Origin of the sequence: Novosphingobium umbonatum, from assembly GCF_004005905.1 — a bacterium.
Classification (GTDB): Bacteria; Pseudomonadota; Alphaproteobacteria; order Sphingomonadales; family Sphingomonadaceae; genus Novosphingobium; species Novosphingobium umbonatum.
This window is the reverse complement of the sequence record NZ_SACO01000002.1, coordinates 283,913-298,493: the sequence shown is the minus strand read 5'-3', so window position 1 is coordinate 298,493 and position 14,581 is coordinate 283,913. Positions and strand designations below refer to the sequence as shown.

Below are 14,581 nucleotides of genomic sequence, written 5' to 3'. Positions count from 1 at the left end.
TACAAGCCCTTCCCGAAGCGGCAAAAGCAGCCTAAAGCGCAGGGCCATGAACGACACTCTCCAGAACGCCCAGCCCGAAACCGTATCCTTTGGCTATGAGGAGGTTTCTCCCGAAGAAAAGACCGCCAAGGTGGGCGAGGTCTTTTCCAATGTGGCCAAGAAATATGACATCATGAATGATGCCATGTCGGCGGGGATGCACCGGCTGTGGAAGGATAAATTCGTCCGCCGCGTCAAGCCCCAGCATGGCGAGCAGATTCTGGACATGGCGGGCGGCACGGGCGACATTGCCTTCCGCATGGCCGCGCGCGGGGCCAGCATCACCGTGTCGGACATCAATCAGGACATGCTGGACGTTGGCATTGAACGCGCGATGGAACGCGGCATCGACGGCCTCGTCTGGAGCCGCCAGAATGCGGAAGAATTGAGTTTCGAGAGCCGCGTGTTCGACGCCTACACCATCGCTTTCGGCATTCGCAATGTGACGCGTATCGACAAGGCGCTGGCCGAGGCGCATCGCGTGCTGAAATTCGGCGGGCGTTTTTACTGCCTTGAGTTCTCCACCACCGAATGGCCCGGTTTCAAGGAAGTCTATGACGCCTATTCGCACAAGCTGGTGCCGCAATTGGGCCAGATGATTGCAGGCGATGCCGATTCCTATCGCTATCTGATCGAATCGATCCGCCGCTTCCCCACTATGCCTGCCTTTGAACAAATGATCCGCGACGCTGGTTTCACCAACACCCGCGTCGAGCCGATTCTGGGCGGGCTGGTGGCCATCCATTCGGGGTGGAAGATCTAACTTGGCATCGCATCGCACGCATATTCTTCGCCTGCTCGGTTGGGGGCGGGTGTTGGCCCGCCATGGCGCCTTGCGCATTATCGAGGACGCGCCTCATGCCCCCGCGCCGGTGCGCCGCCTGTGCCGCATCGCGCGTTTCGGCACGCGTCAGCCTGATCAGCCCGATTATGCGGGCGCTTTTCGTGCGATTGGCCCCGCCGCGATCAAGCTGGGCCAGACTTTGGCGACGCGGCCCGATGTGGTGGGCGATGAAGCCGCGCGCAATCTGCTGAGCCTGCAGGATAGCCTGCCGCCGGTGCCCTTTGCCGCGATCCGTACCGAGATCGAAAGCGCCTTTGGCCGCAAGCTGGAGGATCTCTACACCAGCATCGAGGAAGAGCCGGTGGGCGCGGCCTCGATCGCGCAGGTGCATCGCGCGGTGACGCTGGACGGGCGCAAGGTGGCGGTGAAGGTGCTGCGCCCGGGCATCCGTGAAAAATTCGCGCAGGATATCCAGACCTATGAATGGGCCGCCGCCCATCTGGAGGCCTTTGGCGGCGAGGCTGCGCGCCTGCGCCCGCGTCTGGTGATCGCCAATTTCAAGCGCTGGACCCTGCGCGAGCTGGACCTGCGCCGCGAGGCCGCCTCGGCCAGCGAATTGGCGGAGAAGATGGCGGGCGTGGCCGGTTATCGCATCCCCGCTATCGATTGGGACCGCACCTGCGGCAGCGTGATGACGCTGGAATGGATCGAGGGCACCAAGATCAGCGACCGTGACGCCCTGCGCGCGCAAGGGGTTGATCTGGAGGAGCTGGCCAAGCGCCTGGTGATCGCTTTCCTGACGCAGGCGGTGGCCTTGGGCTATTTCCATGCCGATATGCATCAGGGCAATCTGTTCATCGAGAAGGATGGCACGATTGCCGCCATCGATTTCGGCATTATGGGCCGGATCGACCGGCAGGCCCGCGTCTGGCTGGGCGAGATTATCCATGGGTTGACCACCGGCAATTACCGCCGCGTGGCCGAGATCCATTTTGAAGCGCAATATGTGCCTTCCTATCACAACCTTGAGGAATTCGCGACCGCCCTGCGCGCGGTGGGCGAGCCGATGCGTGGCAAATCGGTGAAGGAACTCTCGGTCGGGCAGATGCTGGACGGGCTGTTTGCCATCACCCGCGATTTCGACATGGTGACCCAGCCGCATCTGTTGCTGTTGCAAAAGACGATGGTGATGGTCGAAGGGCTGGCCACGCAATTGCATCCCGACATCAATATGTGGGATGTGTCCGGCCCGTTTGTGTCCGAATGGATGCGCGATGAATTGGGGCCAGAGGCGGCGATTGCCCGCGGCGTCCGGTTGGGCCTGACGCGTCTGGCCAAGCTGCCCGCGCTGCTCGACCGGATCGAGGAGGCGTTTCCGCCCAAGGGTGGCGCGCCCGAACCGCCGCCTTTGCCCGATGTGGCGCTGATTTTCGAACGTGGTCAACGTAATCCTAACGGTTGGCTACGATATGCTGCCAGCTTCCTGATCGGAGGTGTGGTGGCATGGTTGGCGCTGGAGCATGGTATCAGCCTTTAAGGGCGGCGGATCGCTTCGCCGGCTGGGGAGCTTGGCCTGCGCGGTTGGCGCTGGCCTTGCTGGCGGTTTTGCTGGTGGCCAGCGCGGTGGTGCCCTTGACCGTGGGGCGCGGGCAGGCGGCCAAGCCGCCCAGCGTGGCGCGGCTGGTGGGTGGGAGTAAGGCGGCGGCAAGGCCGCGAGACGCTGATCTGGCGCTTTATGACCGTGCCATCGCCCGCATTCGCGCGGGTGAGAATTACTACGACTTTATCGCGCAGGAGCATCGGCGGGCCGATTATCCCTTGCGACCCGGGGTGGCGGTGCGGCTGCCTACTCTGGCCTATCTGGCGGCATGGTCGGGGTTGCGCGAGGATGGCTTGGCGCCTGTGCCCGTGCTGGCCGCGCTGGCGCTGATGGCGGGCGTGGTGGGTAGCTGGTGGGGGCGGCTGTGCGCTTTGGGCGTTTCGCCCGAATTGCGGCGGATTGGCACGGCATTGGTGTTTTTCGGCGCGGCCTTGGGGCTCAACCGCTATTATTTCGTGCTGCATGAGCTGTGGGCAGGGATGCTGCTGGCTTTGGCCTTCGGGCTGCATCGGCCAGAACAAAAGCGCTGGCTGGGCGCGGTGCTGGTGGCGGGGCTGGCTCTGGCGATCCGTGAACATAGTTTGCCCTTTGTGGCTCTGATGGGCGCGATGGCGGCATGGCGGCGGGCTTGGGGTGAGGCCTTGGCTTGGGGCGCTTTGGTGGTGCTGTTTGCGCTTGGCTTGGCGTGGCATTTGCATCTGGTGGCGCTGCATACATTGCCCAGTGATCCAACCGGCCCCAGTTGGCTGGCTATGCGGGGCTTGGGCGGGTTTCTGGCCAATACAGTGCTATCCTCCAACCTGCGTTTCCTGCCGCATACTATCGCGGGACCACTGACGATCCTGATGCTGCTGGGCTGGGCCGGATGGCGGTCGAGCGCGGGGGTGACGGGCTTCCTGCTCTACACCGGCTATGGCTTTGCCTTTGCCGTGGCGGGGCGGCCCGACAATTTTTACTGGGGCGCGATGATTACGCCGGTGATGGCGCTGGGGCTGGTCTTTGCGCCTATGGCGGGATGCTCGCTATGGCGCGCGGCGTTTAACCGAGATTGGGTGGCGTAGCGGGGGTGGGGCTGGCTTTTGGCTTTTTGCGTATTTTTTGGGCGAGCTTTGTGAAAAAATCACGAATCTGGCTGAATTTTGCCCAAATTGCCGCCACTATTGTCAAGAATGTGCCCAATGCGCCTTCGACCCACGAGGTCTCGAATGCTTTGAGCAAACCTGTCAGGTAATTGCCGCAGCCGATGAGAGAGCTGTCGATCACGACCTTTGCGGTTTTGCTGCCGGTCATCATATCGCCGTTCATCTGGTCGCGATAGAAGGTGAAAGACACAGTGCGGGGCGTGGCGACACAAGTTCCGGCCAAGGGTTCGATAAACCATTGCCAACGCAGGGGAATGCTTGGATCCCGGGTTATGTTCCGGGTCTTTGACTGGTCGGGGGGCGGGGTGATGCCGAGCAGTTTTGGCTTTTCCGCGACAAGGGATGCAGCAAAGACTTCTCCTGCCTTTGCAACGATGGTTTGGATCTGCAAATTCTTTGCGACATTGCTCAAGGCATCGCGCAGGTCCTGCTCGGCCTTGTTGCATGCCTCATGGCTCTTGCCCAGCGCCAGCGAGATATATGTGCTGGACTGGCGCTCGTCGGCGCTGCTGGCATAAGCCATCATATAGGACAGCGGATAGGCGATACAAACGTCGAAAAGGGAATGGTTTTCGATCGCGGGAGCTTGGTGCTCCTCTTGGCCACGTGCTGGCGAGGGGTGGCGATGGGCTGGCCTTGGGCCGGGGTGCTGCGACTCTGACGGGGCAGGCTGGGCTGGATTTTCCGCCGGTTCCGTAGGCGTCGGTTCCGCAGGCGTCGACCCCGGTCCAGGCACAGTGCTGGGCGGTGGTAGATCTTCCGGTTCCGGAACGCTGGCCGGGGTTCGTCCGGCGTCGGTTGGCGGGGTTGGGGTTGACGGGGGTGTTGTTGACGGGGGTGTGGGCGACCGGGGCGGCGGGGGGCCAACAAATTGCGGCGCCTTGTCGACAAGGCCACAGGCAGAGAGCGGCATCGCGGCCAGCGCGACAAATATGATCTGCTTTTTCATTGGAGCCCCCCGCCTGAATATATCCAATTTTTTCAACGCTATCACTCGATGTGCTTGATGAAAAGCGCAAATTTGCCACCTCTTTCCCAAGGGTAAGGACTATCCTGCTTTGACCAAGGCTTCCCATCGGGCCCATCCCCGCGCTAAGACGCCTTCCATGAATGGCAAAAAGATCCTGCTCATCATTGGCGGCGGCATTGCGGCCTATAAGTCTTGCGAGCTGATCCGCCTGATCCGCCGTGCAGGCGCTGAGGTGACCTGTGTGCTGACCAAGGGCGGCGCGCAATTTGTGACCGAGATGACGCTGGCGGCTTTGTCCGAACGCGATGTGCATACCAGCCTGTGGGATGTGGGCGCGGAAGTGGGCATGGGCCATATCCAGCTGTCGCGTCAGGCCGATCTCTTGGTGGTATGCCCCGCCACGGCGGATTTGATGGCCAAGATGGCGGCGGGCATTGCTGATGATCTGGCCACCACTTTGCTGTTGGCGACAGATAAGCCGGTGATGGCGGTGCCCGCGATGAATGTACGGATGTGGCAACATGGCGCGACGACAGCCAATGTGGCGACCCTGCGCGCGCGAGGCGTTACCGTGCTGGAACCGGACGAGGGCATGATGGCTTGCGGCGAATTTGGCCCCGGTCGCCTGCCCGAGCCGGAGGTGGTGGTGCAACATATTGCTGCCGCCATGTCCCCCTTGCGCGGGCGGCTGGCGGGCAGGCATGTGCTGGTCACCGCTGGCCCTACGCATGAGCCGATTGATCCGGTGCGTTATATTGCCAACCGTTCCAGCGGCTTGCAGGGCTTTGCCATCGCGCGGGCGGCGGCAGAGGCGGGGGCGAAAGTGACTTTGGTGGCGGGGCCGGTGAACCTGCCCACGCCTTTTGGCGTGACCCGTGTGGATGTGGAAAGCGCCGCGCAAATGGCGGCGGCGGTGGAGGCGGCTTTGCCAGCGGATGTGGCGGTGATGGTGGCCGCCGTGGCCGATTGGCGCAGCGCGGATGCCGCCCAGCAAAAGCTGAAGAAGGATGGTTCGGGGCAGGTGCCTCCGCTGGCCTTGGTGCAGAACCCCGATATTCTGGCGGGGCTATGCGCCCATGTGCAGCGGCCAGCGCTGGTGGTGGGCTTTGCGGCGGAAACGGAAAATGTGATCGGCCATGCGCAGGCCAAGCTGGCGCGCAAAGGTGCCGACTGGATTGTGGCCAATGATGTGTCGGGGGATGTGATGGGCGGCACGCGCAATGCGGTGCATATCGTGACCGCGTCCGGCGTGGAAAGTTTGGCAGAGGCGCCCAAGGATGATGTGGCGCAGGCTCTGGTGGAAAGGATGATCGATGCACTCGTCTGAACCGATTCCCGTTCGTTTGAAGCGCCTGCCCCATGGAGAGGACCTGCCCTTGCCCGCCTATGCCACCAGCGGCGCGGCGGGCATGGATGTGGTGTCGGCCGAGGATGTGGTGATCGCGCCGGGGCAGCGCTATGCGGTGGCCACGGGGCTGGCTCTGGCCATTCCGCATGGTTACGAGGTGCAGGTGCGCCCGCGTTCGGGGCTGGCGTTAAAGCATGGCATCACCGTGCCCAACACGCCCGGCACGATCGACAGCGATTATCGCGGGGAATTGAAAGTTATCCTGATCAACCATGGCGAGCAGGATTTCGCCATCGCGCGCGGTGATCGCGTGGCGCAGCTGGTGCTGGCGCCGGTGGTGCAGGCCAGCTGGCTGGAAGTGGCTGAACTGGACAGCACCGCGCGTGGCGAGGGCGGGTTTGGCAGCACCGGCGGGGTGGCGGCGCTGGGGAATTAATCTGCGCCTTGCCGTGGCTTTCGCATTTGCGGCAAGCTATTGAAATTACTTCTTTCATTTTGGATGCAATTTGTGCATCGGGCCAGCGCCTGCTTTTGCGGCTCTCGGCCTGAATGCGTCTGCGCGGTTTAAATAAAAGGCTCCGGAATGGAGAACGATCGCATGGATGCCGGGGGCGCGGTGAAATAGGGGCGCGATTGCCTGTTTCAGGTGCGACAAGAGGTTTAATTAATGAAGAATTTTGTAATGCTGTCCGCCGCTGTTGTTCTGGCGGCCATGTCTTCGAATGCTTATGCCGCAGCTCCTGGTGGTGCGCGCGTCGAAGCAGTGGTGGGCTATGACAAGGTTTCCGACAGCGCCTATTATAACGGTACGAAAGTCACGGTCTCGCGCTCTGGCGTGGCCTATGGTGTGGCGGCGGGTTATGACGTGCCCGTGGCCGAGCAGATCGCTTTGGGCCTGGACGCCGAAGTGGCGGGTTCGACCGTGAAGAACGAGTTCGTCTATTATGGCTATACCGACAAGATCACGGCGGGCCGCGATCTGTATGTTGGCGCCCGTTTGACCTTTGCTGCCGCAGACCGTCTGAATCTCTATGTCAAGGCTGGCTATTCCAACGCACAGTTGAAGGAAGCCTATCGCAGCTATTCGGATTCGACCAATTTCGATGGGTTCCGCACTGGCCTTGGCGCGCAATTCAACCTGACCAAGTCGGCCTATGTGCTGGCTGAATATCGTTACAGCACGTACAAGGATGGCTTCACCCGTGACCAGCTGGTCACCGGTCTGGGCGTCCGTTTCTAAGCTGTCAGGCTTGGCGTAAAGGAAAGGGCCCCTGCGCCATGTTGCGCAAGGGCCCTTTTCTGTGTCCGCCTTTTCTGTGTCCGTTGCCGGCGCTTATTTCTTGACCTTGGTCTTTTCCGGCGCGACCGAGATGCGGACCGTTTCGCCCGAATTGCCGGGGAAGCCGGTGAAGAAGGCTTCGACCAGATTGGGCACCAGATAGGACAGGCGGTTCGAGGTGGAGGCGGCTTCCGCGCGGCCTTCGAACACGCGCTTGCCGTCGGATTTGCTGTCGATCTTTACGCTGATGCCGCTGGTATAGACGGTGTAGCTTTGCACGCCGCCGCCGAACCACGGGTCGTTCCAGCCATAGCCCCATGTGCCATAGCCATGGAAGCCGCCGCCCCAGCCCGGGCCCCAGCCACCCCATCCGCGACCATAGCGCGGGCCGTACCACGGGCCCCAGAAGGGATCGCGGATGCCGGTGGATTCGACATGGGTGCGGCCCTTGTCCACGCCATAGGAGAAGCGCACGAGCAGATTGGCAGCATCGGGGTTGGCGGCCTCGACATAGCCTTTTTTCACCAGCTCGCCCGCCACCAGACGCGCATATTGGCCATATTCAATGCCGCCCGCCAGCGAGGCATCATCGGCCACAATGGCAAAGGTTTGCCCCTGCGGCGCGGGCAATTGCGACTGGAAACGGGTGACTTGCGTGTTGAAACTATCGGCACAGGCCGAAAGGCCCAGCACCATGACACCGGCCAGAGCGGCCTTTGCCCAGCGGGCATCGACCAGACTCGCCCAGCGGGCTTTCATCAAACGAGATGCGACGCCACTCATGTTTATGCTCCTCTGATTTTATCCGCCTTTTGGCCGCACCGCTTTACTCTGGCCCTGATCAGCGCAGGGCTAGGGTAATGTGCGATAGTGCTATGGCAAGAGGCATGAATGGCGCTTGAATGGGGCAGGTTTGCGTGCCTGCCCCAAGAGGCAATTATCCCCGAACCAGACCCAGCGCATCATAGGTCGCCGCCAGCGTCGGGGCGGCGGCCTCGCGTGCCTTGGCCGCGCCTTTGCGCAGGATGGCGTCCAGCGCCTCGCGGTCCTGGCGCAGCTCGTTAAAGCGGTTGTTGATCGGGGCCAGTTGTTCGACCAGCAATTCGCCCAGCGCCGGCTTGAAGGCGCCAAAGCCCTTGCCGCCAAAGTCGGCCAGAATCTGCGCCACGCTCTGCCCCGACATGGCCGAATAGATGCCCAGCAGGTTCTTGGCTTCAGGCCGCCCTTCCAGCCCTTCGGCCTCGGAGGGCAAAGGTTCGGGGTCGGTCTTGGCCTTTTTGATCTTGCCCATGATCGTGTCGGCATCATCGGTCAGATTGATGCGGCTCATGTCGCTGGCGTCCGACTTGCTCATCTTCGACGTGCCATCGCGCAAGCTCATGATGCGCGCGGCCTGTGGCGGGATGATCGGATCGGGCAGGGTGAAGACGGGCTTGTCTTCCGAAGCAAAGTCATTGTTGAACTTTTGCGCAATGTCGCGGGCCAGTTCCAGATGCTGCTTCTGGTCCTCGCCCACGGGGACATGGGTGGCCTGATAGATCAGCACGTCGGCGGCCTGCAGCACGGGATAGGTGAAAAGCGCGACCGAGACCGAATCGCGATGCTTGCCCGCCTTGTCCTTGAACTGGGTCATGCGGCTGAGCCAGCCCATGCGCGCCGTGCCGTTCAGCAGCCATTGCAACTCGGCATGGGCGGGCACCTGCGTCTGGTTGAACAGGGTGCTCTTGTCCGGATCAATACCACAAGCGACCAGCGCGGCGGTCATCTCGCGCGTGTTGGCCGACAGGTTGGCCGGATCATGCGGCATGGAAATGGCGTGCAGATCGGCCAGGAAATAGAAAGCCTGCCCGCCGGTGGCCACGGCCTGTTCCTGCAAAGCCACCCAATTGCGGATCGCGCCCAGATAATTGCCAAGGTGCAGATTGCCAGTGGGCTGGATACCGGAAACGATACGCATAGATCTCACTCTTTTGTCGGGGCGCGGCGACGCCGCAAGAGGCCAAGGTCTTCCCGCGTGAAAGCCCCCAGCAACAAGGTGGCCAGGCCATAAACGCAAATGCCTGCGCAAACCAGTGCCGACATGGCTCCAAGGCGCAAGAACCACGAGCCATGGGTGTAGGGCATGATCAGGCCTTGCGCGCTGAACAAAAGCGCGCCCATCGCCAAAGCCGCCAGCGCAAGCCGCCAGATCCGCCGCCGCGCCCGCGCGTCCAGCACGAAATGGCCGCGCCGCACCAAGGTGGAATAGAGCAGCACGACATTGACCGTGGAGGACAGGGCGGTGGCCAAAGGCGGGCCCATATGTTTCAACGGCAGGATCAGGATCAGGTTGAGCGCAAGGTTCACCCCCATGCTGATCGTGGCATAGCGCACCGGCGTTTTGGTGTCGTGGCGGGCATAATAGCCCGGCGTCAGCACTTTGACCAAAATATAGCTGGGCAGGCCGATGGAGAAGGCGGCCAAAGCCTGCGCGGTAAGATGGGTGTCCATCGCCGTATAGCGGCCATAGCCGAACAAAGCGGCGGCAATCGGCTCGCCACAGAACACCAGCCCCATGGTGGCGGGCAGGGTGAGCAGCAGCGCCAGTTCCAGCCCGCGGTTCTGCGTTTCCATCGCGCCTGCCTCGTCGCCTGCGCCCAGCAGGCGGCTGATGGTGGGCAGCAGCACGGTGCCCAGCGCAATGCCGATCAGGCCCAGCGGCAATTGGTTCAGCCGGTCGGCCATATAGATATAGGTGACACTGCCATGGTCGAGCAGGCTGGCGGCCAGCGCGGTGGAGATCACCAGATTGATCTGCACCGCGCCTGCTCCTGCCGCTGCGGGCCAGATCAGGCTGAGCAGCTTTTTGACATCCGGCGTCAGGCGCGGCCAGCGCGGGCGCAGGTTTACGCCATTACGCCGCGCGGCATGGGCCAGCCATGCCAGTTGCAACGCGCCCGAAATGCTGACCGCCAGCGCCTGATGGGTAGCGGCGACCAGAGCATCGGGCGAGGGGAAGAACAAAAGCGCGGCGATCAGCGTCAGGTTGAGCAGGATGGGCGCGGCGGCATTGACCCAGAATTGCTGGAGCGAATTGAGGATGCCGCCCAAAAGCGCGACAAGGCTGATCAGCAGCAGATAGGGAATGGTCAGCCGCGAAAGCGAGACGGCAAAGGCGAATTTGTCGGGCGAGAGGCCATTGAACCCGCCCGACAAGGCCCATGTGACCGGCCATGCAAAGACTTCCAGCGCCAGCGTCATCACCACCAGCACTGGCAACAGCACCGAAAGCGCGGCCTCGGCAAAGGCAAGGCCATCGGGCAGGCCCTTGCCTTGCGGGTCGGCCACTTTCTGGTTGAACATGGGCACAAAAGCGGCGGCGAAGGCGCCTTCTGCAAACAGGGCGCGGAACATATTGGGCAGGCGGAAGGCGACGAGGAAAGCGTCCGAGGCAAAGCCTGCGCCCACCATGCGGGCAAACAGCGAATCGCGCGCCAGCCCCAGCACGCGGCTGAGCAGGGTCAGGCCGCCGATGGTGCCTGTGGCCTTCAACAAGTTCATCTTTGCCCCGTTCCCTCATAGACCAAGGGCGCAGCTTGCCGCCGCGCCCCTGTTACTTTCATTCAGGCGTTAAAGCGCTGAAAGATCAAGCGTTACCTTGCGGTTCGTCGATCGAGGGGCCGGTATTGCCACCCATCATGCCACCAAGGGCGTCTTCCATCGACACGCCTTGCGCGGCCAGTTGCTGGAAGTAGAGCGCGCCGAAATCGATGGGTTCGAGCATCACGGGGGTGAAGCCTGCATCGCGCGTTACGTCGGCAATCACGCGGCGGGCAAAGGGGAACAGGATGCGCGGGGCTTCGGCGAAGATGAAAAGGTGAGCCTGGCTGTCGTCCACATTGCGCAGGCCGATCAGACCGGCATAGGTCAGGTCGACGATGTAAGCCACGCCCTGGCTGGTCTTGGCGTTGAGCTGGATTTTCAGAGCCACTTCATGCACGCCGCCGTCAACGGGCGTGCTGGCAATGTTGAACTGCACTTCCAGCTCGGGCGCCTCGGTCCAGCCAAAGCAGGCGGGCGCATTGGGGTTTTCGACCGAGAGGTCCTTCACATATTGCGAGATGATGCCCGCGCTGGGCATGGCATCGGCGCCATCCAGCTTGAGAGACGAGGTGACATTGCCATCTTCGGACATGCGCTAAGCTTTCGACTGGGGCCACAAGGGGCGCTGAAACAAAATTCCGTCGCAGCCGTGGGTTGGCCGCAACCATGCCACAGCCGGTTAGCATCGAGGGCAGGCGGCGGCAATGGGGGAGAGGGTGGTTAGGCGACCCGCATGCCACGCTCGCGCTAAAATTTCGGTACTAACGGGAATCCATGCGTTGTTCATTTGTCAAGAAGCACTATGTAAGGCATGATAAACAAGTGACGGCTGTCGTGGCGATGGCCGCAAGCTACTGGAAAACACCGCAAGTGACCGTCTCTATCGTCATTCTGGCCATGATCGCAGGCTTTTTGTGCATGCGACTCTATTCGGTGCTGGGGCGCCGCGCCGAACATGGCGAGGAGCCGGTGCAGAACCGTGTGGAGCCGGTGGCCGCGCCTGCCGTGCTGCCTCTGGCCGAACAGCCCGCCAAGGGCAGCGCGCAGCCATTGGCACAGCCGCCGATGTTGCCGGTGGTGGAACGCGGCTTGCGCGAGATTATCGCCGCTGATCGCCGCTTTGATCCTTTGGCCTTTGTCGAAGGTGCGCGCGGGGCCTATCGCGTCATCCTCGAAGCCTTTTGGCGCGGGGACAAGGAAGAGCTGGCCCAGCTGTGCGATGGCGATGTGCTGGAAAGCTTTTCCGCCGCGATTGATGCGCGTGTGGCCGCTGGGCAAACCTATGACAACCGTCTGGTGCGGATCGAGGAAGCCGCTCTGGTCGGTGCCAGCTATGATGCGCCCTTTGCCAGCATTGCGGTGCGTTTCATTTCCGACGTAGCGGCGGTGACGCGCGATGCGGATGGCACGGTGATCGCCGGTTCGCTGACCGATGCGGTGGAAGTGCGCGATGTGTGGACCTTCCGTCGCAACCTGCAATCGACCAGCCCCGACTGGTTGCTGGAAGCCACCGACGAAGGTTGAGGTTTTGGGCCGCTTGGGGCTGATTTTTCAGCCCTTTGGGTCACGGACTGGCGCGAATCCCTTGTCAGGGACAGGCGGGCCTGTCACACAGGCGACTAAGTGTGTTGCCATAAGGCCAGGCACCGCGCGGCGGGCTTGGCCTTTTGTTTGAGTGCGAGGGTGGGTTGATGTTGAAAGCGAGCTGGCCGTTGAAGGCGGGTCTGGCGACCATGTCGATGGTTGTGGCGCTGTTGGCCGGTTGTGTGCCCAATAGCCAGCAGGGCGGGCGGGTGCAGCATCGTCCCTCGGCCAACCAGCCCGCGCGCACCAACGCGCTGTCGGTGGGTGTGCGTTCGGGGCCGGAACTGTCCAGCATGGGGCTCACCGATGCCATGGCGCGCGGCGCCTTTCTGGCCTTTCGTGAAAGCTGCCCCAAATTGCTGGCCCGCAATGATGTCAGCGGCCTGACCCGCAACAGCGACTGGCGCGAGGCCTGCGATGCGGTGACCCGCTGGCCGGTGCCCGAGGCGGCCAGTTTCTTTACCACCCAGTTTGAAACCGCGATTGTCGGCACGGGCGAGCTGAACGCCACCGGCTATTACGAACCCGAAATCGCCGGCAGCCGCAATTGGTCGCCCGATTATCCGGTGCCGGTCTATCGCCAGCCCCCCGATCTGGTCCATGCGCGCCCCGGCGATGCGCCGGTCAAGTCCAATGGCCAGACGCCCTTTGGCCGCTATGACGAATTTGGCCGCTTCGTCCCCTATTACAGCCGCGCCGAGATCGAGAATGGCGTGCTGGACGGGCGCGGGCTGGAAATCGCCTGGGTGGCCGATCCGGTGGAATTCTTCTTCCTGCAGATTCAGGGCTCGGGCCGTTTGCGTCTGGCCGATGGTTCGGTGATGCGGATTGGCTATGCCGCCGAAAATGGCCAAGCCTATACCGGCATTGGCACGATCATGGCCAAGCGCGGGCTGGTGGGCAGCGGGCCGGGGCAATATCCGGCCTCGATGCAGGGCCTGATGCGCTATATCCGCGATTATCCCGAGGAAGGCCGCGCCTTGATGCGCGAGAACAAGAGCTGGATCTTCTTCCGCGAATTGATTGGTGGCGGGCCGATTGGCGCGATGGGCGTGCCGGTGCATGGGCAAGTGTCCGTGGCCGCCGATCCCCTGTTCGTGCCTTTGGGCGCGCCGGTGTTTCTGGCGCCTGATCCGGCTTTGGCTGGCGCCATGTTGGTGCGCGGCCTGTGGGTGGCGCAGGATACGGGCGGGGCGATCAAGGGGCCCAACCGTTTCGACACGTTCTGGGGCGCTGGTGATCGGGCGCGTGAGGTGGCCGGTGGCATGAAGGCGCGTGGTCAGGCGATTGTCTTGCTGCCGCGTGGCACTTTGTCGCGCCTGGGTGCCAAATGATGCGCCAAGTGACGTGAGCCATTGATGGCATCTTCGCGGGTTTGGACGGGCTCTCATGCCGGATTACGAGGCGGTAGGCGGCTGACCGCCGAGGAGGCCGAGCTATGGGCGCGGGTGGCCGAGACGATCGAGCCTTTGGAGCCTGCGCGCCGCGCCACGCCTATGGCCGCGCCCGCTTTGCCCGATGCCGTGGTGCCGCCGCCTCCGCCGCCCAAGCGGATCAAGGGCCGCATTCCGCCGCCTCTGCCTGCGCCTGCGCCACCCCCTGCGCCCGCCCGCCCGCTGGAGCGGCACGGGCTGGACGGTAGCTGGGACAAGAAGCTGACCAAGGGTGTCGTCACCCCCGATTTCACGCTGGACCTCCACGGCGCCAATCTGGACAGCGCCTATATGCGGCTGGAGCATGGGCTTACTCTCGCCGTGGCCCAAGGCGCGCGCGTGGTGTTGCTGATCACTGGCCGCCCGCGCCCCGCCCCCGGCCCGATGGACCGGGGCAACCAGCGCGGCGCCATCCGCGCCAAATTCCTCGACTGGCTGGTCCACGGCTCCCACGCTTCCCGCATCGCCGCCGTGCGCGCCGCCCACCCCAAGCATGGGGGCGCGGGGGCGGTTTATATTATTTTGAAGCGGAAATAGGGGGTGAGGTTTTAGGGGTGCCTCCGGCGGGGGGTGTATTGCCTCCGGCGGGCAAAGGGCGGGGGCCCTTTGCAATCCCTTTAATGGGGTGGGGTTTTGGCCTCGGTGGTGGTGGGGTGAAGGGCTGTTAAGCCGCTTCGCGGGAAGAAATGAGACTTTACGGATACGGTGCTCTTGCGGACGTAATCTTTGCACGCCAATATGCGTCAGTGGCTCAAGGCAATTATCAAGGAAGCGGAACGCCGGGTGGCCTGTGGGGCTGTTTGACCGCCTCATTAGTCGG

At 62.8% G+C, this 14,581-nt stretch carries 14 protein-coding genes; 9 read left to right on the top strand and 5 right to left on the bottom strand.

Features of this window, described 5'->3' with window-relative positions:
• Positions 1 to 46 precede the first annotated feature (46 nt).
• Genes EOE18_RS03675 through EOE18_RS03665 form a run of 3 tightly spaced genes read left to right on the top strand, consistent with a single transcriptional unit; the run spans position 47 to position 3,484 of the window.
• A complete protein-coding gene (locus EOE18_RS03675; protein ID WP_127706331.1) occupies positions 47 to 802 on the top strand; it encodes a class I SAM-dependent methyltransferase in 756 nt (251 codons plus the stop codon).
• 1 nt (position 803) lies between these two features.
• Positions 804 to 2,360 carry a 2-polyprenylphenol 6-hydroxylase gene (gene ubiB / locus EOE18_RS03670; RefSeq protein ID WP_127706329.1) on the top strand — a complete coding sequence of 519 codons (1,557 nt, stop codon included), beginning with the start codon at positions 804 to 806 and terminating at the stop codon, positions 2,358 to 2,360.
• A complete protein-coding gene (locus EOE18_RS03665) occupies positions 2,327 to 3,484 on the top strand; it encodes a hypothetical protein (RefSeq protein WP_246027241.1) in 1,158 nt (385 codons plus the stop codon). Before ubiB ends, EOE18_RS03665 begins: the two co-directional genes overlap by 34 nt.
• Here EOE18_RS03665 and EOE18_RS03660 read toward each other — a convergent pair.
• Positions 3,462 to 4,091 (bottom strand): hypothetical protein, encoded by a 630-nt coding sequence (locus EOE18_RS03660; protein WP_127706327.1) that lies wholly within the window; start codon positions 4,089 to 4,091, stop codon positions 3,462 to 3,464. The two genes, EOE18_RS03665 and EOE18_RS03660, sit on opposite strands and share 23 nt — an antisense overlap.
• Before the next feature lie 580 nt (positions 4,092 to 4,671).
• On the opposite strand from EOE18_RS03660, the gene coaBC reads away from it, so the two are divergent.
• From coaBC to EOE18_RS03645, 3 genes are all read left to right on the top strand, one after another.
• On the top strand, positions 4,672 to 5,862 hold the full coding sequence (coaBC, locus tag EOE18_RS03655) for a bifunctional phosphopantothenoylcysteine decarboxylase/phosphopantothenate--cysteine ligase CoaBC (protein WP_127706325.1): 1,191 nt from the start codon (positions 4,672 to 4,674) through the stop codon (positions 5,860 to 5,862).
• The gene (dut, locus tag EOE18_RS03650) at positions 5,849 to 6,319 is read left to right on the top strand and encodes a dUTP diphosphatase (RefSeq protein WP_127706323.1); all 471 of its coding nucleotides are present in this window, start codon (positions 5,849 to 5,851) and stop codon (positions 6,317 to 6,319) included. Before coaBC ends, dut begins: the two co-directional genes overlap by 14 nt.
• Before the next feature lie 231 nt (positions 6,320 to 6,550).
• Positions 6,551 to 7,123: a porin family protein gene (locus EOE18_RS03645; protein WP_127706321.1), complete on the top strand. Its 573-nt coding sequence runs from the start codon at positions 6,551 to 6,553 to the stop codon at positions 7,121 to 7,123.
• Between the two features lie 93 nt (positions 7,124 to 7,216).
• On the opposite strand, the gene EOE18_RS03640 is transcribed toward EOE18_RS03645, so the two are convergent.
• From EOE18_RS03640 to secB, 4 genes are all read right to left on the bottom strand, one after another.
• Complete coding sequence (locus EOE18_RS03640; protein ID WP_127706641.1) at positions 7,217 to 7,858, bottom strand: DUF4136 domain-containing protein; 642 nt, start codon at positions 7,856 to 7,858, stop codon at positions 7,217 to 7,219.
• A 241-nt stretch (positions 7,859 to 8,099) separates the two neighbouring features.
• Positions 8,100 to 9,119 (bottom strand): tryptophan--tRNA ligase, encoded by a 1,020-nt coding sequence (gene trpS / locus EOE18_RS03635; protein ID WP_127706319.1) that lies wholly within the window; start codon positions 9,117 to 9,119, stop codon positions 8,100 to 8,102.
• Between the two features lie 5 nt (positions 9,120 to 9,124).
• Positions 9,125 to 10,702 (bottom strand): murein biosynthesis integral membrane protein MurJ, encoded by a 1,578-nt coding sequence (murJ, locus tag EOE18_RS03630; RefSeq protein WP_127706317.1) that lies wholly within the window; start codon positions 10,700 to 10,702, stop codon positions 9,125 to 9,127.
• A gap of 85 nt (positions 10,703 to 10,787) precedes the next feature.
• On the bottom strand, positions 10,788 to 11,336 hold the full coding sequence (secB, locus tag EOE18_RS03625; RefSeq protein ID WP_127706315.1) for a protein-export chaperone SecB: 549 nt from the start codon (positions 11,334 to 11,336) through the stop codon (positions 10,788 to 10,790).
• A gap of 278 nt (positions 11,337 to 11,614) precedes the next feature.
• Here secB and EOE18_RS03620 point away from each other — a divergent pair, with 278 nt between their 5' ends.
• From EOE18_RS03620 to EOE18_RS03610, 3 genes are all read left to right on the top strand, one after another.
• Complete coding sequence (locus tag EOE18_RS03620) at positions 11,615 to 12,268, top strand: Tim44/TimA family putative adaptor protein (RefSeq protein WP_127706639.1); 654 nt, start codon at positions 11,615 to 11,617, stop codon at positions 12,266 to 12,268.
• 167 nt (positions 12,269 to 12,435) lie between these two features.
• On the top strand, positions 12,436 to 13,662 hold the full coding sequence (gene mltA / locus EOE18_RS03615; RefSeq protein ID WP_127706313.1) for a murein transglycosylase A: 1,227 nt from the start codon (positions 12,436 to 12,438) through the stop codon (positions 13,660 to 13,662).
• A gap of 24 nt (positions 13,663 to 13,686) precedes the next feature.
• On the top strand, positions 13,687 to 14,298 hold the full coding sequence (locus tag EOE18_RS03610) for a Smr/MutS family protein (RefSeq protein WP_127706311.1): 612 nt from the start codon (positions 13,687 to 13,689) through the stop codon (positions 14,296 to 14,298).
• Positions 14,299 to 14,581 lie beyond the last annotated feature (283 nt).